At 64.6% G+C, this 22,582-nt stretch carries 19 protein-coding genes; 13 read left to right on the forward strand and 6 right to left on the reverse strand.

Annotated features, from left to right (window positions below; genetic code table 11):
- Window positions 1–53 precede the first annotated feature (53 nt).
- The 3 genes from ACYCAX_RS21455 to ACYCAX_RS21465 all read right to left on the reverse strand — a co-directional run bounded on the left by ACYCAX_RS21455 (window position 54) and on the right by ACYCAX_RS21465 (window position 6,084).
- Window positions 54–2,876, reverse strand: a complete 2,823-nt coding sequence (locus ACYCAX_RS21455) for an FAD-binding and (Fe-S)-binding domain-containing protein (RefSeq protein ID WP_460248781.1) — start codon at window positions 2,874–2,876, stop codon at window positions 54–56.
- 172 nt (window positions 2,877–3,048) lie between these two features.
- Complete coding sequence (gene lldD, locus ACYCAX_RS21460; RefSeq protein ID WP_015478956.1) at window positions 3,049–4,194, reverse strand: FMN-dependent L-lactate dehydrogenase LldD; 1,146 nt, start codon at window positions 4,192–4,194, stop codon at window positions 3,049–3,051.
- 213 nt (window positions 4,195–4,407) lie between these two features.
- Window positions 4,408–6,084, reverse strand: a complete 1,677-nt coding sequence (locus ACYCAX_RS21465) for a lactate permease LctP family transporter (protein WP_015478955.1) — start codon at window positions 6,082–6,084, stop codon at window positions 4,408–4,410.
- Window positions 6,085–6,432: 348 nt separating this feature from the next.
- Here ACYCAX_RS21465 and ACYCAX_RS21470 point away from each other — a divergent pair, with 348 nt between their 5' ends.
- On the forward strand, window positions 6,433–7,209 hold the full coding sequence (locus tag ACYCAX_RS21470) for an FCD domain-containing protein (protein ID WP_460248782.1): 777 nt from the start codon (window positions 6,433–6,435) through the stop codon (window positions 7,207–7,209).
- 37 nt (window positions 7,210–7,246) lie between these two features.
- On the opposite strand, the gene smpB is transcribed toward ACYCAX_RS21470, so the two are convergent.
- Window positions 7,247–7,726, reverse strand: coding sequence for an SsrA-binding protein SmpB (gene smpB / locus ACYCAX_RS21475; protein ID WP_015478953.1), 480 nt, complete (start codon window positions 7,724–7,726; stop codon window positions 7,247–7,249).
- A gap of 153 nt (window positions 7,727–7,879) precedes the next feature.
- On the opposite strand from smpB, the gene ACYCAX_RS21480 reads away from it, so the two are divergent.
- A complete protein-coding gene (locus tag ACYCAX_RS21480; RefSeq protein ID WP_015478952.1) occupies window positions 7,880–8,314 on the forward strand; it encodes a type II toxin-antitoxin system RatA family toxin in 435 nt (144 codons plus the stop codon).
- Window positions 8,307–8,615: an RnfH family protein gene (locus ACYCAX_RS21485; protein ID WP_460248783.1), complete on the forward strand. Its 309-nt coding sequence runs from the start codon at window positions 8,307–8,309 to the stop codon at window positions 8,613–8,615. The genes ACYCAX_RS21480 and ACYCAX_RS21485 overlap by 8 nt, the downstream gene beginning before the upstream one ends.
- A 72-nt stretch (window positions 8,616–8,687) precedes the next feature.
- Here the strand turns inward: ACYCAX_RS21485 and ACYCAX_RS21490 are convergent, their stop codons facing one another.
- Window positions 8,688–9,224 (reverse strand): outer membrane protein assembly factor BamE, encoded by a 537-nt coding sequence (locus ACYCAX_RS21490; RefSeq protein ID WP_041712194.1) that lies wholly within the window; start codon window positions 9,222–9,224, stop codon window positions 8,688–8,690.
- Window positions 9,225–9,320: 96 nt separating this feature from the next.
- Between ACYCAX_RS21490 and fur the strand changes: the two genes are divergently transcribed.
- Window positions 9,321–9,725 (forward strand): ferric iron uptake transcriptional regulator, encoded by a 405-nt coding sequence (fur, locus tag ACYCAX_RS21495; RefSeq protein WP_015478949.1) that lies wholly within the window; start codon window positions 9,321–9,323, stop codon window positions 9,723–9,725.
- Between the two features lie 143 nt (window positions 9,726–9,868).
- On the opposite strand, the gene recN is transcribed toward fur, so the two are convergent.
- Window positions 9,869–11,545, reverse strand: a complete 1,677-nt coding sequence (gene recN / locus ACYCAX_RS21500) for a DNA repair protein RecN (protein WP_460248784.1) — start codon at window positions 11,543–11,545, stop codon at window positions 9,869–9,871.
- A gap of 171 nt (window positions 11,546–11,716) precedes the next feature.
- Between recN and grpE the strand changes: the two genes are divergently transcribed.
- From grpE to ACYCAX_RS21545, 9 genes are all read left to right on the forward strand, one after another.
- Entirely contained in the window at window positions 11,717–12,280 is a 564-nt protein-coding gene (grpE, locus tag ACYCAX_RS21505; protein WP_015478947.1) for a nucleotide exchange factor GrpE, read from the forward strand.
- An 89-nt stretch (window positions 12,281–12,369) separates the two neighbouring features.
- Complete coding sequence (gene dnaK, locus ACYCAX_RS21510) at window positions 12,370–14,286, forward strand: molecular chaperone DnaK (RefSeq protein ID WP_294976574.1); 1,917 nt, start codon at window positions 12,370–12,372, stop codon at window positions 14,284–14,286.
- A 122-nt stretch (window positions 14,287–14,408) separates the two neighbouring features.
- Window positions 14,409–15,539 carry a molecular chaperone DnaJ gene (gene dnaJ, locus ACYCAX_RS21515; protein ID WP_015478945.1) on the forward strand — a complete coding sequence of 377 codons (1,131 nt, stop codon included), beginning with the start codon at window positions 14,409–14,411 and terminating at the stop codon, window positions 15,537–15,539.
- An 82-nt stretch (window positions 15,540–15,621) separates the two neighbouring features.
- Window positions 15,622–16,428, forward strand: coding sequence for a 4-hydroxy-tetrahydrodipicolinate reductase (gene dapB, locus ACYCAX_RS21520; RefSeq protein WP_460248785.1), 807 nt, complete (start codon window positions 15,622–15,624; stop codon window positions 16,426–16,428).
- A 187-nt stretch (window positions 16,429–16,615) separates the two neighbouring features.
- The gene (gene carA / locus ACYCAX_RS21525) at window positions 16,616–17,752 is read left to right on the forward strand and encodes a glutamine-hydrolyzing carbamoyl-phosphate synthase small subunit (RefSeq protein WP_294976564.1); all 1,137 of its coding nucleotides are present in this window, start codon (window positions 16,616–16,618) and stop codon (window positions 17,750–17,752) included.
- Window positions 17,753–17,781: 29 nt separating this feature from the next.
- Window positions 17,782–18,435: a leucine efflux protein LeuE gene (gene leuE, locus ACYCAX_RS21530; protein WP_026079047.1), complete on the forward strand. Its 654-nt coding sequence runs from the start codon at window positions 17,782–17,784 to the stop codon at window positions 18,433–18,435.
- Between the two features lie 19 nt (window positions 18,436–18,454).
- On the forward strand, window positions 18,455–21,676 hold the full coding sequence (gene carB, locus ACYCAX_RS21535; protein ID WP_460248786.1) for a carbamoyl-phosphate synthase large subunit: 3,222 nt from the start codon (window positions 18,455–18,457) through the stop codon (window positions 21,674–21,676).
- Window positions 21,673–22,149, forward strand: coding sequence for a transcription elongation factor GreA (gene greA / locus ACYCAX_RS21540; protein ID WP_015478940.1), 477 nt, complete (start codon window positions 21,673–21,675; stop codon window positions 22,147–22,149). The genes carB and greA overlap by 4 nt, the downstream gene beginning before the upstream one ends.
- Window positions 22,130–22,564, forward strand: coding sequence for a DUF4149 domain-containing protein (locus ACYCAX_RS21545; protein ID WP_460248787.1), 435 nt, complete (start codon window positions 22,130–22,132; stop codon window positions 22,562–22,564). The genes greA and ACYCAX_RS21545 overlap by 20 nt, the downstream gene beginning before the upstream one ends.
- Window positions 22,565–22,582 lie beyond the last annotated feature (18 nt).

A 22,582-nucleotide genomic window follows, 5' to 3' on the forward strand; every position in this document is an offset into this window, starting at 1 on the left:
AGGTTATTCGCCGTCCGCAGAGACGGCGGATAACGCTCGGGGCGTTATGCGCCCTACGGTTGCGCGTCCGTCGCTCTAGCTCGGGTCACGCGATCCACCAGGTAGACCACCCCGCGATAGTCGATACCACCGTGGGTGGACAGGCCGATTTCGCAGGTGCGGCTGGTGGAGACGCCTTCCTCGCAGTGCCGCACCGCGTCCTTGAGCGTGCGCAGCGAGTGCGCATTCAGCTCGGGGGTGGTGAAGCCCTTGTCGCCGGCGAAGCCGCAGCAGTGGATGCCCTCGGGGATCACCACTTCGCGGGTGCAGCGTCCGACCAGATCGATCAGCGCCTGGCTCTCGCCCAGGTGCTGGGTGCTGCAGGTGACATGCACGGCTACCGGCTTGTCCTGTGGCTGAAAGTCCAGGCGCTCGACCAGGTGGGTGCGGATGAACTTCACCGGGTCGTAGATTTTCAGCCGGTCGTCCGCCAGGTCCTGCATCAGGCGCAGGGTGCAGGGGCTGGTGTCGCAGTAGATCGGGTCGAGGCCGCCACGGCTGGCGCGCAGCAGTTCGGCGAGCAGTTCGTCGCGCTTGGCGTCGGCCTGGTCCTTGTAGCCCTTGGAGGCGAACGGCTGGCCGCAGCAGAGGTTGTCGGCGTTGTCCGGGAAGACCACCTGGTAGCCGGCCTTTTCCAGCAACTGGCGGGTCTTGTCGACCAGCGGCATCTGCTCTTCGTCCGCCGCCGCCGGGCCCATTGCGCGCGAGACGCAGGCGGTCAGGTAGACGACCCTCGGCTGGCCGTTATCCACAGCCTGCGGCACGGATGACAGCCGCACCGGTTGCGGCATGGCCGGTGTCCACTGCGGCACGCGGCCCTTGCTGGCATGGCTGATGGAGGTGCTGAGTCCGGCCAGGCGCGGAGCGCCCAGCAGCCTGCGCATACCATTGGCGGCGTGCAGCATGAGGCGCGTGCCTTGCATGGCCGTGGCGAAGTTGCGTGCCAGCCAGGTGGCCGTACCGGCGTGGCGGGCGTCCTCGCCGCGCAGCTTGCGGATCAGGTCGCCGGTGTTGATGTTCACCGGGCAGCGCTGGGCGCACAGGCCGGTGGCGGCGCAGGTGTCGATGCCCTGGTACTGGTAGTCGCGTTCGAGCTGCGTGGTGTCGATGCCGGCGCGGCGTTTCGCCTGGATGTCGCGCCACATGACGATGCGCTGGCGCGGGCTGAGGGTCAGCCCCCTGGACGGGCAGACCGGCTCGCAGAAGCCGCACTCGATGCATTTGTCGACGATCTCGTCGGCGGCCGGTAGCGGCTTGAGGTTCTTCAGGTGCAGTTGCGGGTCGTCGGTCAGCACCACGCCGGGGTTGAGGATGCCGGTGGGGTCGAGCAGGCGTTTCAACTGCCACATCAACCGGTAGGCGTCGTGGCCCCACTCCAGCTCGACGAAGGGCGCCATGTTGCGCCCGGTACCGTGTTCGGCCTTGAGCGAACCGCCGTATTCGACGGCGACCAGGTGCGCGACGTCGTCCATGAAGGCCGAGTAGCGCGCCACTTGTTCAGGCGATTCGAAGCCCTGGGTGAAGACGAAGTGCAGGTTCCCTTCCAGCGCGTGGCCGAACAGGATGGCCTCGTCATAGCCGTGCTTGTCGAACAGCTCGATCAGGCGGTTGACGCCTTCGGCCAGTTGTTCGACGGGGAAGGTGACGTCCTCGATGATCACCGTGGTGCCGGTCTCGCGCACCGCGCCGACGGCCGGGAAGGTGTCCTTGCGGATGCGCCAGAGCTGGTTGTAGACCAGCGGGTCTTCGCTGAAGTCGACCTGCTTCTCCACCGGGTAATCGGTGATGGAGGCGCTGATCTGTGCGAGTTGTTCGTGCAGCAGCGACTGGGTCGCCGCACGGGATTCGATGAGCAGCGCGCAGGCATTCGCGGACAGGCTTTGCACCCACTCGGGCATGCCCTGCATGTTCTCCACCGAGCGCAGGCTGCGACGGTCGAGCAGTTCCACGGCGGACACCGGCTGCTGCTTGAGCACGGTCACGGCCTTGCAGCAGGTCTCCACGTCGGGGAAGACGATCAGCGCGCTGGCCTTGTGCGGGTGGTCCGGCACGGTGTCGTAGGTCACCGCGCTGATGAAGCCGAGGGTGCCCTCGGAGCCGACCATCAGGTGGGTGAGGATATCCAGCGGCTCGTCGTAGTCGACCAATGCATTCAGGGACAGCCCGGTGGTGTTCTTCAGGCGGTACTTGTGGCGGATCTTCGCGGCCAGTTCGGTATTGGCGCGAGTCTGCCGGCCCAGCTCGGCGAGTTGCTCGAGCAGTGCGCCGTGGCTTGCGTGGAAGGCGGCGACGCTGGCGGGCAGCTCGCTGTCCAGCAACGTGCCGTCGGCCAGCAACAGACGCATGCCGGCCAGGGTGTGGTAGCTGTTCTGCGCCGTGCCACAGCACATGCCGCTGGCGTTGTTGGCGACGATGCCGCCGATCTTGCAGGCGTTGATCGAGGCCGGGTCGGGGCCGATCTTGCGGCCGAACGGAGCAAGCCAGGCGTTGGCCTGGGCGCCGATGACGCCGGGCTGCAGGCGGATCTGCGTGCCGCCGTCGCGGATGTCGCGGCCGTTCCAGTTGTCCCCCAGCACCAGCAGCACCGAGTCGCTCACGGCCTGGCCGGAGAGGCTGGTGCCCGCGGCGCGGAAGGTCACCGCGACCGCGTTGGTGTGGGCGGCCTTGAGCAGGCTGGCGACTTCGTCTTCGCTCTCGACGCGGATCACCAGCTTGGGGATCAGCCGGTAGAAGCTGGCGTCGGTGCCGAAGGCCAGGGTCGAGAGCGCATCGTCGAAGCGGCGCTCGCGGGGGATCAGGTGTTCTACCGTGTCGAGGAACGCGGCGGGCAGGCTCATGGCGGCTCCAGTCATCATCGGTGAGCGTGGACCGCTGGACGGCCCATCGGTGTTCTTTTATCGAACGCGCCGAGGCGCGGTCTGAATTGTAGGAGCGAGCTTGCTCGCGAACCGGAAAGGCACTGAGCTGGGCGGGTTCGCGAGCAAGCTCGCTCCTACGAAAAGAAGGCGTTTACGCGCCCAGTTCGCGCACCAGCGAATCACGGGTGATCTCGCTGATGGACTTGGCGCCGGTCAGCACCATTGCCACGCGCATTTCCTTCTCGAACAGGTCCAGCAGGTTCTTCACGCCGGCCTCGCCGTGGGTCGCCAGGGCGTAGAGGAAGGCGCGGCCGATGAGCACGGTGTCCGCGCCCAGGGCAATCATCCGTACCACGTCCAGGCCGTTGCGGATGCCAGAGTCGGCGAGGATCTTCAGGTCGCCCTTCACCGCATCGGCAATTGCCGGCAGGGCGCGGGCGCTGGAGAGCACGCCGTCGAGCTGGCGGCCGCCGTGGTTGGACACGATGATGCCGTCGGCACCGAATTTCACCGCGTCTTTCGCGTCATCGGGATCGAGGATGCCCTTGATCACCATTGGGCCGTCCCAGAAGTCGCGAATCCACTCCAGGTCCTTCCAGGAAATCGACGGGTCGAAGTTGGCGCCCAGCCAGCCGATGTAGTCGGCAAGACCGGTGGGGTTGCCACGGTACTTGGAGATGTTGCCCAGGTCGTGGGGCTTGCCCAGCAGGCCGACGTCCAGCGCCCACTGCGGGTGAGTCATGGCTTGCCAGACACGGCGCAGCGGCGCGTTCGGACCGCTCATGCCGGAGTGGGCGTCACGGTAGCGGGCGCCGGGCACCGGCATGTCGACGGTGAACACCAGCGTAGTGACGCCAGCGGCCTTGGCGCGCTCCAGGGCGTTGCGCATGAAGCCGCGGTCCTTGAGCACGTAGAGCTGGAACCACATGGGCCGGTCGATGGCCGGGGCGACTTCCTCGATGGGACAGACCGACACCGTGGACAGGGTGAACGGAATGCCTTTCGCGGCGGCCGCACGGGCTGCCTGCACCTCGCCGCGCCGCGCGTACATGCCGGTCAGGCCGACCGGAGCCAGGGCGACGGGCATGCTCAGCGTTTCGTTGAACAGCGTCGTCTCGAGGCTCAGTTCGGACATGTTCTTCAGCACGCGCTGGCGCAGGGCGATGTTGGCCAGGTCGTCGACGTTGTTGCGCAGGGTGCGCTCGGCGTAGGCGCCGCCGTCGGCGTAGTGGAAGAGGAACGGCGGCAGCTTGCGTTGGGCTGCGGCGCGGTAGTCGGTAGAGGCAGAGATGATCATTGGGCTCTTCCGTTTTGAGAGAAAAGTTTTGGATCGAGCGAGCTAGAGCGAGACAAGGCGGAAATGGCCGAGGGAGCGGAGCCTACAACTGTAGGTGAGCATGACTCGCTCCACTCGCCCCTTCGGGGCCGCACTGAAGTGCGTTAGCCGCAAGCGGCTTTCCGAGGCCATTTCCAACGCAGTATCGCCGACGCGCAGCCGATCAGCGCTCGGTCAGTGAACCAGCATGCCGGTGAAGATGTAGGCCTGCGCGAGGGTGATCAGACCCACCATAGCGGCGAACATCAGGCTGTGCTTGAGGGTGAAACGGAACAGGTCGGATTCCTTGCCGACCATGCCGGTGGCGGCGCAGGCCACGGCGATGGATTGCGGCGAGATCATCTTGCCGGTCACGCCGCCGCTGGTGTTGGCGGCCACCAGCAGGGTGTCGTTGACCCCGATCTGGTGTGCGGTGGTGGACTGCAGCGAGCTGAACAGGGCGTTGGAGGAAGTATCCGAACCGGTGAGGAACACGCCCAGCCAGCCGAGGAACGGCGAGAAGAACGGGAAGGCCGCGCCGGTGCCGGCCAGGACCAGCGCCAGGGTGGTGGACATGCCCGAGTAGTTGGTGACGAAGGCGAAGGCCAGCACCATGCCGATGGAGAGGATCGGCCATTTCAGCTCGACCAGGGTCTCCTTGAAGGTGGTCAGACCAGTTTTCGCGCCGATGCGCAACACGAACATCGAGATCACGGCGGAGAGGAAGATCGCGGTGCCGGTGGCCGAGATCGGGTCCAGCTTGAACACGGCGGCGATCGGCGTCGGGTTGGCGACGATGGGCGCGGTCTTCACCACCAGTTGGTCCAGGTGCGGGATGGCGAAGTTGAACACCAGGCTGTACAGCGTGCCGCCCGGCGCGAACATCGCCTTGAACGGCTTCAGGGTCCAGATGGTGACCAGCACGGTGAGGATCAGGAAGGGCGACCAGGCCTTGAGGATTTCACCGAAGTTGTAGGGCGAAGGCTCGGCGCCGCGGGAGCCGTTGCCGCCCATGACGGCGGCGCCGCCGGCGGTGGCGACCACTTCACGCTCGCTGGCCGGCTGCCAGACCTTGAGGAACAGGGTCAGGGAAATCAGGCTGACCAGGGCGGAGGTGATGTCCGGCAGTTCCGGGCCGATGAAGTTGGAGGTGAAGTACTGGGTGATGGCGAAGCTGCCACCGGCGACCAGGGCGGCCGGCCAGGTTTCCTTCACGCCCTTGAGGCCGTCCATCATGAACACCAGCCAGAACGGCACGAGGATCGACAGGAACGGCAGCTGGCGGCCGGTCATGGCGCCGATCTTGAAGGCGTCGATGCCGGTCACCTGGCCGGCCACGATGATCGGGATGCCCAGGGCGCCGAAGGCCACCGGTGCGGTGTTGGCGATCAGGCACAGGCCGGCGGCGTACAGCGGGTTGAAACCCAGGCCGACGAGCAGGGCGGCGGTGATCGCCACCGGCGCGCCGAAGCCCGCCGCACCTTCGAGGAAGGCGCCGAAGGAGAAGCCGATCAGCAGCACCTGCAGGCGCTGGTCGCCGGTGATCGACAGCACCGAGCTGCGGATCACTTCGAACTGGCCGCTCTTGACCGTGAGTTTGTAGAGGAACACCGCCGCGACGATGATCCAGGCGATCGGCCACAGGCCGTAGGCGAAGCCATAGCCGGCGGCGGCGATGGCCATGTCGGCGGGCATGCCGAAGGCGACGATGGCGATGATGATCGAGAGGGCGAGGGTGATGCTGCCGGCGACGTGGCCCTTGAGGCGGAACACGGCGAGGGCGAGGAAGAAGAACACGATCGGGATAACGGCGACCAGCGCGGACAGGCCAAGGCTGCCGAGCGGGGTGTAGATCTGCTGCCAGGTTTGCATCTGGTTGGCTCCCTAATTGTTTTTGGGTGGAGGGCCTGGTTGCCGGTCGGGCGATTCCGGTGCGCTTGTGGCGCGTTGGGCAGACGGTCGACTGATCGCGGCTTGTTGTCTTTCGTGCATCTGTTGTCGTGCAATCCGGATTCCGGTAAATTGGTATGACCAATTTACAAATCCGAGCGCTCAGAGTAAAAGCCCTGCTGGCGGCATGTCAATTTGCTGTGGTTCAACTTTTGTCGATGGCGCCCGGAGGGATGGGGTGGTCTTGTTGCCGGCTTCCGGGCTGGTTAGGCTGCCGCGCTCGGCGCGCAGGTCGCGGCGCAGAGCGTTTTGTCGTGGGAGAGCACGAAGATGGGTTTTGGTCAGGTCAAGCAGCGCCGTCTGTCGGATGACATCGTCGAGCGGCTGGAGGCGATGATTCTCGAGGGCACCCTCAAGGCTGGCGAGCGCCTGCCGGCGGAGCGTGTGCTGGCCGAGCAGTTCGGCGTGTCGCGGCCGTCACTGCGCGAGGCGATCCAGAAGCTGGCCGCCAAGGGGCTGCTGGTCAGTCGCCAGGGTGGCGGCAACTACGTCAGCGAAGGGCTGGGTTCGATGTTCAGCGATCCGCTGCTGCATCTGCTGGAAAGCAATCCGGAGGCGCAGCGCGACCTGCTGGAGTTCCGCCATACCCTGGAGGGCTCCTGCGCCTACTACGCCGCGCAGCGCGCGACCGAGGTGGATCACCAGCGCCTGAAGCAGGCCTTCGACACCCTGCAGGACTGCTACCAGAGCCCCGGCAAGGTCGGTCGGGCGGAGGAGGGCGCGGCGGATGCGGCCTTCCACCTGGCCATCGCCGAGGCCAGCCACAATGCCGTGTTGCTGCACACCATCCGTGGCCTGTTCGACCTGCTCAAGCGCAACGTGGTGACCAATATCGGCGGGATGTACGCGCAACGCGACGAGACTCGCGAGCAACTGATGCGTCAGCACCGCGAGCTATACGAGGCGATTGTCGGCGGGCACGCGGAAGCGGCGCGGGAGATTTCCCAGCGGCATATCGACTACGTGCAGGAAGTGCTGGCCGAGGCGCAGGCGCAAGAGGTGCGTCTGCAGCGCGCGCAACGACGCCAGGGGGCGGTGGACGCCTGATGTGATCGCGCCCTCTCGGGTGGAGGGCGCGAAGGCGTCAGTCGTCCTTGCCGTGACGCATGGCGCGCTGGATTTCCCGGTTGGAGTCACGCTCCTTCTCGGTGTCGCGCTTGTCGAACTCTTTCTTGCCCTTGGCCAGTGCGATCTCGCACTTGATCAGGTGCTTCTTCCAGTAAATCGACAGCGCGACACAGGCGTAGCCTTTCTGCTGCACGGCACCGAACAGCTTGCCCAGCTCGCGTTTGTGCAGCAGCAGCTTGCGCGTGCGCACGGGGTCGGCGATGACGTGGGTGCTGGCGGTGGTCAGCGGCGTGATGTGGCTGCCCAGCAGCCAGGCTTCGCCATCCTTGAGCAGCACGTAGCTGTCCACCAGCTGCGCTTTGCCGGCGCGCAGGCTTTTGACTTCCCAGCCGGCCAGGGCGATGCCCGCCTCGAAGCGCTGCTCGATGAAGTAGTCGTGCAGAGCCTTCTTGTTCTGCGCGATGGTCCCCGAAGGGTGTTTTTTCTGTTTAGCCATAGGCCGCGCATTATAGGGAGTCGCTCGCCGCGCCGCTATCGGGACGGTGCATGCCGGCATGCACGCTTGAGGGGGCGTGACTAATCTCGGAGAATGCGCGCTGTTTTTTGATCGGCGGGCATTCGAGCCGCCCCATGACAAAGCGAGACGTCTATGAGCACGCATATCCAGCGTTCGGCGCTGCTGCCCTACCCGGCGCAGGCTCTGTACGACCTGGTCAACGATGTAGCGCGCTATCCGGAGTTCCTGCCCTGGTGCTCGGCTTCCACCGTGCTGGATGAGAGCGAGGTGTCCATGCGCGCCGAGCTGACCGTGGCCAAAGGCAGCATCACCCAGCGTTTCACCACGCGTAACGTGCTGGTGCCCGGCCAGAGCATCGAGATGAATCTCGAGGAAGGCCCCTTCACCCAGCTGCACGGCGTGTGGACCTTCAAGGCCCTGGGGGACAAGGCCTGCAAGATTTCCCTCGACCTGACCTTCGATTACGCCGGCGCCCTGGTGAAGGCCACCCTCGGCCCGCTGTTCACCCAGGCAGCGAACACGATGGTCGATGCCTTCTGCCAGCGCGCCAAGCAGTTGCATGGCTGAGCCGGCGAGTATCGCCATCGAGGTGGTCTATGCGCTGCCCGAGCGGCAATCCTTGCTGCGCCTGAGCGTGCCCTACGGTACGCGGATGCGCGAGGCGGTGCTGCTGTCGGGCATCGCTGCGCAGTTCCCCGATCTGGATGTGCAGCGGTGCCCGTTGGGGATCTTCGGCAAGGTCGTGGCCAGGCCCGATGAGCGCGTACTGGAAGAGGGCGAGCGGGTGGAAATCTACCGGCCGCTGATCGCCGATCCCAAGGAAGTGCGCAAGCAGCGCGCCGCCCGCGCGAAAGCTGCCAGAGGCTGAGTTCTCGAGTCATGAAATAACAGGCAACAAAAAGCCCGGCATTGGCCGGGCTTTTTCGTTGGGGCAGGCCCCTTATTGCGGGTTCACGTCCAGCGGTTCTGGAGTCGGGATCGGTACGGTTTCGACCTGGTCCACTTCCTTCTGGATCTGCTCTTCTACGGAGCCGGGCTTGGCCGGTTCTTCCTTGGGTTGCTCGGGTTGCTGCTGGGTCGGTTGCGACGGCGCGGTGGCCGGGCTGCCTTCCTTGCCGAGGATCGACTCGTCACGGCTCACGCCGGGCATGAAGTCGCCGTTGAGGCCAACCAGTTGGTCGCTGTCGCTGAAGTACAGACTCATGCGTTCCTGCTGGCGCTGACCGCCACCGGGCTGGATGCTGTACAGGTAATCCCAGCGATCAGGGTGGAAAGTGTCGGTGATCAAGGGGTTACCCATGATAAACCGCACTTGGCGTCGGGTCATTCCAGGCTTCAACTGGTCTATCATGTCTTGTGTTACGACGTTGCCCTGCTGGATGTCGATTTTGTAAACCCCCGGGAAAGAGCAACCGGCGAGTGCGGCGAGTCCCAGCGTGAAAGCGAGACTGGTCAGCATGAGCTTGGCATTTTGCATCGGGGGGTGACTTCCACTATCTTGGCTGAGCGACGAAATCCCGATCATACCTGCATTGAGGGAAGCTGCGAAGCATCCCGCGCCGAGAAAGCACACATGGTTGAAAATAGCGAACTGCGCAAAGCCGGACTGAAGGTCACGCTGCCGCGCGTCAAGATCCTCCAAATGCTCGATTCCGCCGAGCAACGCCACATGAGCGCGGAGGATGTCTACAAAGCGCTGATGGAGGCAGGGGAGGACGTAGGTCTGGCCACTGTCTATCGCGTGCTGACCCAGTTCGAGGCCGCCGGCCTGGTGGTTCGCCACAACTTCGACGGCGGTCATGCCGTCTTCGAGCTGGCGGACAGCGGTCACCACGATCACATGGTCTGCGTCGATACCGGCGAAGTGATCGAGTTCATGGACTCGGAAATCGAGAAACGCCAGAAGGAGATCGTCCGCGAGCGCGGCTTCGAGCTCGTCGATCACAATCTGGTGCTCTACGTGCGCAAGAAGAAGTAAGCGCATGCGGATGCAGAAACGGCGACCCAAGGGTCGCCGTTTTTATTTTCGGGCGTCTTTCATGTAGGAGCGAGATTGCTCGCGAACCGCTCAGCGCTGGAGTGGCCGGACGCACGTTTGTGAGCAAGCTCGCTCCTGCAGGATCAGCCCTGTAGGGCGGAATCCACCATCTTGCGCGCGTGGGCCAGGGATTCCTTGGTCAGGTCGACGCCGCCGAGCATGCGGGCGATTTCCTCGATGCGTTCGGCCTTCTTCAGGTTGGCCACGGCGGTGCGGGTTTCGCGGGTGTCGCGATCCTTGTGCACGAACAGGTGCTGGTGGCCCTGGGCGGCAACCTGCGGCAGGTGGGTGACGGTCAGTACCTGGCCGCGATCGCCCAGGCGGCGCAGCAATTGGCCGACCACTTCGGCGGTGGGGCCGCCGATGCCGACGTCCACTTCGTCGAAGACCAGGGTGGGGATGCGCGAGGTCTGCGCGGTGATCACCTGGATCGCCAGGCTGATGCGCGACAATTCGCCACCGGAGGCGACCTTTGCCAGGCCCTTGATGGGTTGGCCGGGGTTGGCGCTGACCAGGAACTCCAGCTGCTCCAGGCCGTTGACCTGCGGTTCGTCCGAGGTGGCGTCGCGCAGTTCGATGGCGAAGCGCCCGCCCGGCATGCCCAGGCGCTGCATTTCCACCTCCACGGCCTTGGCCAGTTGCGGCGCGGCGCCCTGGCGGAGGCGGCTGAGTTCGTCGGCCTTCTCCTGATAGTGGCGGGCGTAGGCGGCCAGTTCGTCGCCCAGGCGCTCCACGGCTTCGTCGTCGGCGTTCAGCGCTTCCAGTTCGTCCAGCAGGCGTTGCTGCAGATCCTGCAGTTCGTGGGGCTGCACGCGGTGCTTGCGCGCAAGGCTGTAGATGGCATCCATGCGTTCTTCCAACTGCTGCAGACGTATGGGGTCGGCGTCGAAGTGATCGACGAAGCGGTTCAGTTCGCCGATGGCTTCCTCTACCTGGATTTGCGCGCTGGAGAGCAGGTTCACGGCTTCGGAGAGCGCTGCCGGCTGGCTCTGGAAGGCCGTCAGGCGGTTCAGGCTGGAGGTCAGCGCCGAGAGCACGTTGCCGGCATCGCTTTCGCTGCACAGCTCGACGACCTGGCGGCAGGCGGCGATCAGGCTGCCGGCGTTGCTCAGGGTTCTGTGTTCGGCCTCCAGCGACTCCAGTTCGTTATCACTCAGGCCGAGGTTTTCCAACTCTTCCAACTGGTAGCTGAGCAACTGGTGGCGGGCGCGCTGCTCGTCGCCGTTGCGCGACAGACGGTCCAGTTCCTGGCGGGTCTGCTTCCAGCGCTGCGCGGCGAGGTGTACCTGGCGCGCCAGATCCTGGCTGCCGGCGAATTCGTCGAGCAGGCGGCGATGGGTGTCGGCCTTGAGCAGGGACTGGTGCTCGTGCTGGCTGTGGATATCGATGAGCAGCTCGCCCAGGTGCTTGAGGTCGCCCAGCGGGCAGGGCGTGCCGTTGATGTAGGCGCGGGAGCGGCCTTCGGCGGTGATCACCCGGCGCAGGATGCACGGACCGTCCTGTTCCAGGTCGCGCTCGGCCAGCCAGTCGCGGGCTTCGGCAATCGCGCTGACATCGAAGCTGGCGAGAATGTCGGCCTTGTCCGAGCCGGGGCGCACCACGCCACTGTCGGCACGGTCGCCCAGGGCCAGGCCGAGGGCGTCGAGCATGATCGATTTGCCGGCGCCGGTTTCGCCGGTGATCACGGTCATGCCGGCGGCGAGCTCGAGATCGAGGTGCTCGACGATGGCGTAGTTGTGCACGGACAGGTGAACCAGCATGGGCGGCGGCTCCATCAATAGGTCTGGTTATTTATACAGTATTTTGAGCTGCTGGCAATTCTCCTCTCGGCCCTTGAAGTGGCCGAATCCCACCCCATATAGACGGCAGAGCCGCGGACCAATGGGTTCGCTTTGTTTTCAAAGGCTTATTTTCTTTTTTAGGAGAGTGGCATGTCTGACGAACAACAGACTCAGGATTCCCAGTTCAACGAGCAGCCGGACACCGGTGCTGCCGAGGACCTGAACGCCCGCGTGCTGGAGCTGGAAGAGCAGGTCGCCGCGGCCAAGGATCAGAGCCTGCGCGCCGTCGCCGAACTGCAGAACGTCCGCCGCCGTGCCGAGCAGGACGTGGAGAAGGCGCACAAGTTCGCCCTGGAGAAGTTCTCCGGCGACCTGCTGCCGATCGTCGATACCCTCGAGCGCGCGCTGGAGATGTCCAGTTCGACCGATGAGGCGATCAGGCCGATGCGCGAAGGCATCGAGCTGACCCTGAAGATGTTCCACGACACCCTCAAGCGCTACAACCTGGAGCCGGTCGATCCGCACGGCGAGCCGTTCAATCCCGAACATCACCAGGCGATGGCGATGGAGGAGAGCGTGCACCTGGAGCCGGGCAGCGTGGTCAAGGTGTTCCAGAAGGGTTACCTGCTCAACGGTCGCCTGCTGCGTCCGGCGATGGTCGTGGTCAGCAAGGCGCCCGAACAAACCCCGCCTTCGATCGACGAGAAGGCTTGAAATCCACCACCCGGTCCCCATCTGGGTAATCAACCGAGCCAAATACCCGCAACAGGGTCAGCGCGGAATCTAATTTCTGGAGAGTGAATATGGGCAAAATCATTGGTATCGACCTGGGGACCACCAACTCCTGTGTGTCCATCCTGGAGAACGGTAACGTCAAGGTCATCGAGAACGCCGAAGGCGCTCGTACCACCCCATCGATCATCGGCTACGCCAACGATGGCGAAATCCTGGTAGGTCAGCCGGCCAAGCGCCAGGCCGTGACCAACCCGACCAACACCCTGTACGCGGTGAAGCGCCTGATCGGTCGTCGCTTCGAAGAAGACGTCGTACAGAAAGACATCAAGATGGTGCCTTACAAGATCGTCAAGGCTGACAACGGCGACGCATGGGTCGAGGCCAAGGGCCAGAAGATGGCTCCGCCGCAGGTCTCCGCCGAAGTCCTGAAGAAGATGAAGAAGACCGCCGAAGACTATCTCGGCGAACCTGTCACCGAAGCGGTCATCACCGTTCCGGCCTACTTCAACGACAGCCAGCGCCAGGCCACCAAGGACGCCGGCCGCATCGCCGGTCTCGACGTCAAGCGCATCATCAACGAACCGACCGCAGCTGCGCTGGCCTACGGCCTGGACAAGGCCAAGGGCGACCACACCATCATCGTCTACGACCTGGGCGGCGGCACCTTCGACGTTTCCGTGATCGAAATCGCCGAAGTCGATGGCGAGCACCAGTTCGAAGTACTGGCCACCAACGGTGACACCTTCCTCGGTGGTGAAGACTTCGACCTGCGCCTGATCGACTACCTCGTCGAAGAATTCAAGAAAGAATCCGGCATGGACCTCAAGGGCGACCCGCTGGCCATGCAGCGCCTGAAGGAAGCTGCCGAGAAGGCCAAGATCGAGCTGTCCTCCACCCAGCAGACCGACGTCAACCTGCCGTACGTCACCGCTGACGCCAGCGGTCCGAAGCACCTGAACGTCAAGGTTTCCCGCGCCAAGCTGGAATCCCTGGTGGAAGACCTGGTCACCCGCACCATCGAGCCGTGCCGCGTTGCGCTGAAAGACGCAGGCCTGGACGTCTCGAAGATCGACGAAGTGATCCTGGTCGGCGGCCAGACCCGCATGCCGCTGGTGCAGAAGACCGTTGCCGAGTTCTTCGGCAAGGAAGCGCGCAAGGACGTCAACCCGGACGAAGCCGTCGCGATGGGTGCTGCCATCCAGGGCGCCGTGCTGGCCGGCGACGTGAAGGACGTGCTGCTGCTCGACGTCACCCCGCTGACCCTGGGTATCGAAACCCTGGGTGGCGTGATGACCGCGCTGATCGACAAGAACACCACCATCCCGACCAAGAAGTCGCAAGTGTTCTCCACCGCCGATGACAATCAGGGCGCCGTGACCATCCACGTGCTGCAGGGCGAGCGCAAGCAAGCCGCGCAGAACAAGTCGCTGGGCAAGTTCGACCTGGCCGACATTCCGCCGGCTCCGCGTGGCGTGCCGCAGATCGAAGTGACCTTCGACATCGACGCCAACGGCATCCTGCACGTCGGCGCCAAGGACAAGGCCACCGGCAAGCAGCAGTCCATCGTGATCAAGGCCTCCTCCGGCCTGTCCGAGGACGAGATTGCGCAGATGGTGCGTGATGCCGAGGCGAACGCCGAGGAGGACCGCAAGTTCGAGGAACTGGCCGCTGCCCGCAACCAGGGTGACGCGCTGGTCCACGCCACTCGCAAGATGGTCACCGAGGCTGGCGACAAGGCCACCGCCGAGGAGAAAGCCGCCATCGACAAGGCGCTCGGCGAGCTGGAAGTTGCCGTGAAAGGTGACGACAAGGCCGAGATCGAAGCGAAGATGAACGCGCTGTCCCAGGCGTCCACCCCGCTGGCGCAGAAGATGTACGCCGAACAGCCGCAGCCGGGCGCTGCCGCTCAGGGCGAGGCCGCTGACGACAAGGCGGGTGACGATGTCGTCGACGCCGAATTCGAAGAGGTCAAGGAGAACAAGTAAGCCGCGTGCAAGCTTGCGCTCCAGCGCACCGGCCCGCGTGTCGGTGCGCATGAAACGTCACGCGGGGGCTTGCTCCCGCGTCGGCGTGTCTGGGGGAGAGGTTTTCGAGGTGCAGGAAAGTTATGGCCAAACGTGATTTTTACGAGGTACTGGGTGTCGAGCGTGGCGCCAGCGAGTCGGACCTGAAGAAGGCCTACCGCCGGCTGGCCATGAAATTCCACCCGGACCGCAATCCCGGCGACAAGGAGGCCGAGGACAAATTCAAGGAGGCCAACGAGGCGTACGAGGTTCTGTCCGACGCCAGCAAGCGCGCGGCCTACGACCAGTACGGCCATGCCGGCGTCGATCCGCAGATGGGCGGTGCCGGTGCGGGCTTCGGTGGTGCGAGCTTCTCGGACATCTTCGGCGATGTCTTCAGTGACTTCTTCGGTGGTGGTGGCGGACGCGGCGGTTCCCGTGGCGGCCCGGCGCGCGGCGCCGACCTGCGCTACACCCTCGACCTGGACCTGGAAGACGCGGTTCGCGGCACCACCGTGACCATTCGCGTCCCGACCCTGGTCGGTTGCAAGACCTGCAGCGGCAGCGGCGCCAAGCCCGGCACCACGCCGGTCACCTGTACCACCTGCGGTGGTATCGGCCAGGTGCGCATGCAGCAGGGCTTCTTCTCGGTGCAGCAGACCTGCCCGCGCTGCCACGGCAGCGGCAAGATGATCACCGACCCCTGTGGTTCCTGCCACGGTCAGGGTCGCGTGGAAGAACACAAGACCCTGTCGGTGAAAGTGCCGGCGGGCGTCGATACCGGTGACCGCATCCGCCTGACCGGCGAAGGCGAGGCTGGCGCCCACGGTGGCCCGGCGGGCGACCTCTACGTGGTGGTGAACGTGCGTGAGCACGACATCTTCCAGCGCGACGGCAAGCACCTGTACTGCGAAGTGCCGATCAGCTTCGCCGATGCTGCGCTGGGCGGCGAACTGGAAGTGCCGACTCTGGATGGCCGCGTGAAGCTGAAGATTCCCGAGGGCACTCAGACCGGCAAGCTGTTCCGCCTGCGCGGAAAGGGGGTCGCCCCGGTGCGCGGTGGCGGTGCCGGCGACCTGATGTGCCGCGTCGTCGTGGAGACTCCGGTGCAACTGGACAAGCGCCAGCGCGAGCTGCTCGAAGAGTTCCGCAATACCCTGCAGGGCAACTCTTCCAATTCGCCCAAGGCCAGTGGCTGGTTCGAAGGTATGAAGCGCTTCTTCGACGATCTATGACTTTCTCGAGCCGCAAGCTGCAAGCGACAAGCTCTAAGGGGCGGCGCTTGCAGCTTGCAGCTTGTTGCTTGGAGCTGATGTTATGCGACGTATTGCCGTAATGGGCGCCGCCGGGCGCATGGGCAAGACCCTGATCGAGGCGGTGCAGCAGACGGGCGGCAGCGCCGGCCTGACCGCGGCGGTCGACCGCCCGGACAGTACTCTGGTCGGTGCCGATGCCGGTGAGCTGGCCGGCCTGGGCCGCATCGGCGTGCCGCTGTCGGGCGACCTGGCCAAGGTGGTCGACGAGTTCGACGTGCTGATCGACTTCACCCACCCGACCGTGACCCTGAAGAATCTGGAAGTCTGCCGCAGGGCGGGCAAGGCGATGGTTATCGGCACCACTGGCTTCACCGTCGAGGAGAAGGCGCTGCTGAACGATGCGGCCAGGGACATCCCGATCGTCTTCGCCGCCAACTACAGCGTCGGCGTGAACCTCTGCCTGAAGCTGCTCGATACCGCTGCCCGTGTGCTGGGCGACGAAGTGGACATCGAGATCATCGAAGCGCACCACCGCCATAAGGTCGACGCGCCGTCCGGTACCGCGCTGCGCATGGGCGAAGTGGTCGCCAATGCGTTGGGTCGCGATCTGGAGAAAGTGGCCGTGTACGGTCGCGAAGGCCAGACCGGTGCTCGTCCGCGCGAAACCATCGGTTTCGCCACCGTGCGTGCCGGCGATGTGGTGGGCGATCACACCGTGCTGTTCGCTGCCGATGGCGAGCGCGTGGAGATCACCCACAAGGCCTCTAGCCGCATGACCTTCGCCCGTGGCGCCGTGCGCGCCGCGCAGTGGTTGGAAGGGCAGGGCAGTGGCCTGTACGACATGCAGGATGTGCTCGGCCTTCGCTGAGTGGCATGGCCGTACGTCGTGCAAAAGGTGGACCATGATGTCGCATTTCTGTAAACTACAGCTTTAGTGTGTCCACTAAAAGTAGCGCAGCATGATCACATAAAAAGCGGGATGACTTCTTCTGATGTCATCCCGCTTTTTTACAATCTGCGCACGCCCAGCCAGGCTTGAACTACGGGAGGTCTTCTTGACTAAGCCAGCCATACTTGCACTTGCCGACGGCAGCGTTTTTCGCGGTGAAGCCATCGGCGCCGACGGCCAGACCGTCGGAGAGGTGGTGTTCAACACCGCCATGACCGGCTACCAGGAAATCCTCACCGATCCTTCCTACGCCCAGCAGATCGTCACCCTGACCTACCCGCACATCGGCAACACCGGCACCACGCCGGAAGACGCCGAGTCGAACAAGGTCTGGGCCGCCGGCCTGATCATCCGTGACCTGCCGCTGCTCTCCAGCAGTTGGCGCGACAAGCAGTCCCTGCCGGACTACCTGAAAGAGAACGGTACCGTTGCCATCGCCGGTATCGACACCCGCCGCCTGACCCGCATCCTGCGCGAGAAGGGTTCGCAGAACGGCTGCATCCTGGCAGGCCCCGACGCCACCGAGGAAAAAGCCCTCGAACTGGCGCGCGGCTTCCCGGGCCTGAAGGGCATGGACCTGGCCAAGGTCGTGTCCTCCACCGAGAAGTACGAGTGGCGTTCCAGCGTGTGGAGCCTGGAAACCGACAGCCACCCGGAAATCGCCGCCGCCGACCTCCCGTACCACGTGGTCGCCTACGATTTCGGCGTCAAGCTGAACATCCTGCGCATGCTGGTCGCCCGCGGCTGCCGCCTGACCGTGGTGCCGGCGCAGACCCCGGCCAGCGAAGTGCTCGCCTTGAGTCCGGACGGCATCTTCCTCTCCAACGGCCCTGGCGACCCCGAACCGTGCGACTACGCCATCCAGGCCATCCGCGAGTTCCTCGACACCGAGATCCCTGTGTTCGGCATCTGTCTCGGTCACCAGCTGCTGGCCCTGGCCTCCGGCGGCAAGACCATGAAGATGGGCCACGGCCACCACGGTGCCAACCACCCGGTACAGGACCTGGATTCGGGCGTGGTGATGATTACCAGCCAGAACCACGGTTTCGCCGTGGACGAGACGAGCCTGCCGGCCAACCTGCGCGCTACCCACAAGTCGCTGTTCGACGGCACCCTGCAGGGTATCGAGCGCACCGACAAGGTGGCCTTCAGCTTCCAGGGCCACCCGGAAGCCAGTCCCGGTCCGCACGACGTGGCCCCGCTGTTCGACCGCTTCATCGCGGCGATGGCCGAGCGTCGCTGATCACGAACTCGAAGAGATAGAAGAAGATGATGCCGACCCTGGGAATCACCGACCTCTGGACCTACGTCCTGGGTACGCTGTTCATCGTCCTGCTGCCGGGGCCGAACTCGCTGTTCGTCCTCGCCACCGCCGCCCAGCGCGGCGTGGCCTCGGGCTACCGGGCGGCGAGCGCGGTGTTCCTCGGTGATGCGATCCTGATGTTCCTCTCGGCGCTGGGTATCGCTTCGGTCCTCAAGGCTGAGCCGATGCTGTTCCTGGGCCTGAAGTACGTCGGCGCCGCGTACCTGTTCTATCTGGGGATCGGCATGCTCCGCGGTGGCTGGCAGAAACTGCGCCACCCGCTGGAGGCGGCCGCCGCGCCGGCGAAGGAAGTGGACGTCAACCAGCCGTTCCGCAAGGCGCTGCTGCTGAGCCTGTCCAACCCCAAGGCGATCCTCTTCTTCATTTCCTTCTTCATCCAGTTCGTCGACCCGGGTTACGCCTACCCCGGCCTGTCGTTCCTGGTGCTGGGCACGATCCTCGAGATCATCAGCGCCCTGTACCTGAGTTTCCTGATTTTCTCCGGTGTGCGTCTGGCGGCCTGGTTCCGTCGACGGCAACGGCTGGCTGCCGGCGCCTCGAGCGGCGTCGGCGCCCTGTTCGTCGGCTTTGGCGTGAAGCTGGCCAGCGCAACCCTTTCCTGAATATTGCAACGAGAGTCCCATGCCCAAGCGTACAGACATCAAGAGCATCCTGATCCTCGGCGCCGGCCCGATCGTCATCGGCCAGGCCTGCGAGTTCGACTACTCCGGCGCACAGGCCTGCAAGGCCCTGAAGGAAGAAGGCTTCCGTGTCATCCTGGTGAACTCCAACCCGGCCACCATCATGACCGACCCGGCGATGGCCGATGCCACCTACATCGAGCCGATCAAGTGGCAGACCGTTGCCAAGATCATCGAGAAGGAGCGCCCTGACGCGCTGCTGCCGACCATGGGCGGCCAGACCGCGCTGAACTGCGCCCTGGACCTGGAGCGCCACGGCGTGCTCGAGCAGTTCGGCGTAGAAATGATCGGCGCCAACGCCGACACCATCGACAAGGCCGAAGACCGTTCGCGCTTCGACAAGGCCATGCGCGACATCGGCCTGGCCTGCCCGCGCTCGGGTATCGCCCACAGCATGGAAGAAGCCTACGGCGTGCTGGAGAAGGTCGGCTTCCCCTGCATCATCCGTCCGTCCTTCACCATGGGCGGCACCGGCGGCGGCATTGCCTACAACCGCGAAGAGTTCGAGGAAATCTGCGCCCGTGGTCTGGACCTGTCGCCGACCAACGAGCTGCTGATCGACGAATCGTTGATCGGCTGGAAGGAATACGAGATGGAGGTTGTCCGCGACAAGAAGGACAACTGCATCATTGTCTGCGCCATCGAGAACTTCGACCCGATGGGCGTGCACACCGGTGACTCCATTACCGTGGCTCCGGCGCAGACCCTGACCGACAAGGAATACCAGATCATGCGCAACGCCTCCCTGGCGGTGCTGCGTGAGATCGGCGTGGAAACCGGCGGCTCGAACGTGCAGTTCGGTATCTGCCCGAACACCGGCCGCATGGTCGTGATCGAGATGAACCCGCGCGTATCGCGTTCCTCGGCGCTGGCATCCAAGGCGACCGGCTTCCCGATCGCCAAGATCGCCGCCAAGCTGGCCGTCGGCTACACCCTCGACGAACTGCAGAACGACATCACCGGCGGCCGCACCCCGGCGTCCTTCGAGCCGGCGATCGACTACGTCGTCACCAAGATCCCGCGTTTCGCCTTCGAGAAATTCCCGAAAGCCGACGCCCGCCTGACCACCCAGATGAAGTCCGTGGGTGAAGTCATGGCCATCGGCCGCACCTTCCAGGAATCCGTGCAGAAAGCCCTGCGCGGCCTGGAAGTCGGCGCCACTGGTTTCGATCCGAAGCTGGACCTGCACGATCCGGAAGCCGAGAGCATCCTCAAGCGCGAACTGACCGTGCCCAATGCCGACCGCATCTGGTACGTCGCCGACGCCTTCCGCGCCGGCAAGAGCATCGCCGAAGTCTTTGACCTGACTCGTATCGACGAGTGGTTCCTGGTGCAGATCGAAGACCTGGTCAAGGACGAAGAGCGCGTGAAGACCCTGGGTCTCTCCGCCATCGACCGCGACCTGATGTACAAGCTCAAGCGCAAGGGCTTCTCCGACGCCCGCCTGGCCAAGCTGCTCGGCGTGACCGAAAAGAACCTGCGCAGCCACCGCCAGAAGCTCAAGGTGCTGCCGGTGTACAAGCGCGTGGACACCTGCGCCGCCGAATTCGCCACCGACACCGCCTACATGTACTCGACCTACGAGGAAGAGTGCGAAGCCAATCCGTCGACTCGCGACAAGATCATGATCCTGGGCGGCGGTCCGAACCGCATCGGCCAGGGCATCGAGTTCGACTACTGCTGCGTACACGCGGCGCTGGCGATGCGTGAAGACGGCTACGAGACCATCATGGTCAACTGCAACCCGGAGACCGTCTCCACCGACTACGACACGTCCGACCGTCTGTACTTCGAGCCGGTGACCCTGGAAGACGTGCTGGAAATCGTCCGCGTCGAGCAGCCCAAGGGCGTCATCGTGCAGTACGGCGGCCAGACCCCGCTGAAACTCTGCCGCGCCCTGGAAGAAGCCGGCGTGCCGATCATCGGTACCAGCCCGGATGCCATCGACCGTGCCGAAGACCGCGAGCGCTTCCAGCAGATGGTCCAGCGCCTGAACCTGCGCCAGCCGGCCAACGCCACCGCGCGCAGCGAAGACCAGGCCCTGGAGCTGTCGAAGAACATCGGTTACCCGATGGTGGTGCGCCCGTCCTACGTACTGGGCGGTCGCGCGATGGAAATCGTCTACCAGGAAGAAGAGCTCAAGCGCTACATGCGCGAAGCGGTGAAGGTCTCCAACGACAGCCCCGTGCTGCTGGACCGCTTCCTCAACTGCGCCATCGAGGTCGACATCGACGCGGTGTGCGACGGCGAGACCGTGGTGATCGGCGCGATCATGCAGCACATCGAACAGGCCGGCGTACACTCCGGTGACTCCGCCTGCTCGCTGCCGCCGTACTCGCTGCCGCAGCACATCCAGGACGAGATCCGCGAGCAGGTCAAGAAAATGGCCCTGGAGCTCGGCGTGGTCGGCCTGATGAACGTGCAGATGGCCGTGCAGGGCGAAGATATCTACGTGATCGAGGTGAACCCGCGCGCGTCCCGTACCGTGCCGTTCGTCTCCAAGTGCATCGGCGAATCGCTGGCCAAGGTTGCGGCCCGCGTGATGGCCGGCAAGTCCCTGGCCGAAGTCGGCTTCACCCAGGAGGTGATCCCGCCGTACTATAGCGTCAAGGAAGCGGTGTTCCCGTTCGCCAAGTTCCCGGGCGTCGACCCGATCCTCGGCCCGGAGATGAAGTCCACGGGCGAGGTGATGGGTGTCGGCGACAGCTTCGGTGAGGCATTCGCCAAGGCCCAGCTGGGCGCCAGCGAAATCCTGCCGAACGCCGGTTGCGCCTTCATCAGCGTCCGCGAGGACGACAAGCCGCAAGCCGTTCAGGTCGCTCGCGATCTGGTCGCGCTGGGCTTCGAAGTCGTTGCCACCGCCGGTACCGCCCGCGTCATCGAGGCCGCCGGTCTGCCGGTGCGTCGCGTGAACAAGGTGACCGAGGGCCGTCCGCACGTGGTCGACATGATCAAGAATGACGAAGTCACCCTGATCATCAACACCACCGAGGGCCGTCAGTCCATCGCTGACTCTTACTCCATCCGTCGCAACGCCCTGCAGCACAAGATCTACTGCACCACCACCATCGCGGCGGGTCAGGCGATCTGTGAGGCGCTCAAGTTCGGTCCCGAGAAGACCGTTCGCCGACTGCAGGATCTCCATGCAGGAATCAACGCATGAGCAAATTTCCAATGACCGTCCAGGGCGCTCGCGCCCTGGAAGAAGAACTGAAACACCTGAAGACCGTTCTGCGTCCGCAGATCACCCAGGCCATCGCCGAAGCGCGTGAACTGGGCGACCTCAAGGAAAACGCCGAGTACCACGCGGCCCGTGAACAGCAGGGCATGTCCGAGGCTCGCATCCGCGACATCGAGGCCAAGCTGTCCAACGCGCAGATCATCGACGTGACCACCATTCCGCACAGCGGCAAGGTGATCTTCGGTACCACCGTCGATATCGCCAACGTCGAGACTGACGAGACGGTGACCTACCAGATCGTCGGCGACGACGAGGCGGACATCAAGAACAGCAAGATCTCGGTCAACTCGCCGATCGCCCGTGCGCTGATCGGCAAGACCGAAGGCGACGCCGTTCTGGTCAAGACTCCGGGCGGCGACGTCGAGTACGAGATCGTTGAAGTTCGCCACGCCTGATCGACCGTCCCTTAGCGCAGGCACCATCAGTTGGCTGCTGGCCCAGACATTCTGGGTCGGCGGCCTCTGGCTGTTGCAGTTCGTGGTGTTGCCGGCGCTGGACAAGATCGGCCTGGCGCCACTGCTGGTGGAAGCTGTCGCCGACGCGCTGAAGCCATTGCTGCTGGGCTTCGCCGGTTTCTGCGTGCTGCTCCAGGCCCTGGTGCTCTGGCAGGCGCGCGGGTTCGCTGCCTTCACCCGTGAAACTCGGGGGCAGTTGCTGCTGACCGTACTGGTGATGGCGGCGGCTTACTTCGTGGTGCGCCAGGTAGCGCCGGATGCTCAGCGCTGGCTGCTGTTCAACTACCTGGTGGTGGCGCTGTGCGGCTTGCTGCTGGTGCTGCAGCCGGCGCCGGGGCGGGACGAGCGGAGCTGACGCGGCGGAGCCTTGCCG

It is taken from the genome of Pseudomonas sp. MT3 (assembly GCF_054720805.1).

Coding starts and splice junctions, on each gene's coding strand:
- carB (WP_460248786.1), top strand. CDS start 18,455: ATGCCCAAGCGTACAGACATCAAGAGCATCCTGATCCTCGGCGCCGGC.
- dnaJ (WP_015478945.1), top strand. CDS start 14,409: ATGGCCAAACGTGATTTTTACGAGGTACTGGGTGTCGAGCGTGGCGCC.
- recN (WP_460248784.1), bottom strand. CDS start 11,545: ATGCTGGTTCACCTGTCCGTGCACAACTACGCCATCGTCGAGCACCTC.
- ACYCAX_RS21455 (WP_460248781.1), bottom strand. CDS start 2,876: ATGAGCCTGCCCGCCGCGTTCCTCGACACGGTAGAACACCTGATCCCC.
- dnaK (WP_294976574.1), top strand. CDS start 12,370: ATGGGCAAAATCATTGGTATCGACCTGGGGACCACCAACTCCTGTGTG.
- greA (WP_015478940.1), top strand. CDS start 21,673: ATGAGCAAATTTCCAATGACCGTCCAGGGCGCTCGCGCCCTGGAAGAA.
- leuE (WP_026079047.1), top strand. CDS start 17,782: ATGCCGACCCTGGGAATCACCGACCTCTGGACCTACGTCCTGGGTACG.
- ACYCAX_RS21480 (WP_015478952.1), top strand. CDS start 7,880: ATGAGCACGCATATCCAGCGTTCGGCGCTGCTGCCCTACCCGGCGCAG.
- ACYCAX_RS21465 (WP_015478955.1), bottom strand. CDS start 6,084: ATGCAAACCTGGCAGCAGATCTACACCCCGCTCGGCAGCCTTGGCCTG.
- fur (WP_015478949.1), top strand. CDS start 9,321: ATGGTTGAAAATAGCGAACTGCGCAAAGCCGGACTGAAGGTCACGCTG.
- dapB (WP_460248785.1), top strand. CDS start 15,622: ATGCGACGTATTGCCGTAATGGGCGCCGCCGGGCGCATGGGCAAGACC.
- grpE (WP_015478947.1), top strand. CDS start 11,717: ATGTCTGACGAACAACAGACTCAGGATTCCCAGTTCAACGAGCAGCCG.
- lldD (WP_015478956.1), bottom strand. CDS start 4,194: ATGATCATCTCTGCCTCTACCGACTACCGCGCCGCAGCCCAACGCAAG.
- ACYCAX_RS21485 (WP_460248783.1), top strand. CDS start 8,307: ATGGCTGAGCCGGCGAGTATCGCCATCGAGGTGGTCTATGCGCTGCCC.
- ACYCAX_RS21470 (WP_460248782.1), top strand. CDS start 6,433: ATGGGTTTTGGTCAGGTCAAGCAGCGCCGTCTGTCGGATGACATCGTC.
- smpB (WP_015478953.1), bottom strand. CDS start 7,726: ATGGCTAAACAGAAAAAACACCCTTCGGGGACCATCGCGCAGAACAAG.
- ACYCAX_RS21490 (WP_041712194.1), bottom strand. CDS start 9,224: ATGCAAAATGCCAAGCTCATGCTGACCAGTCTCGCTTTCACGCTGGGA.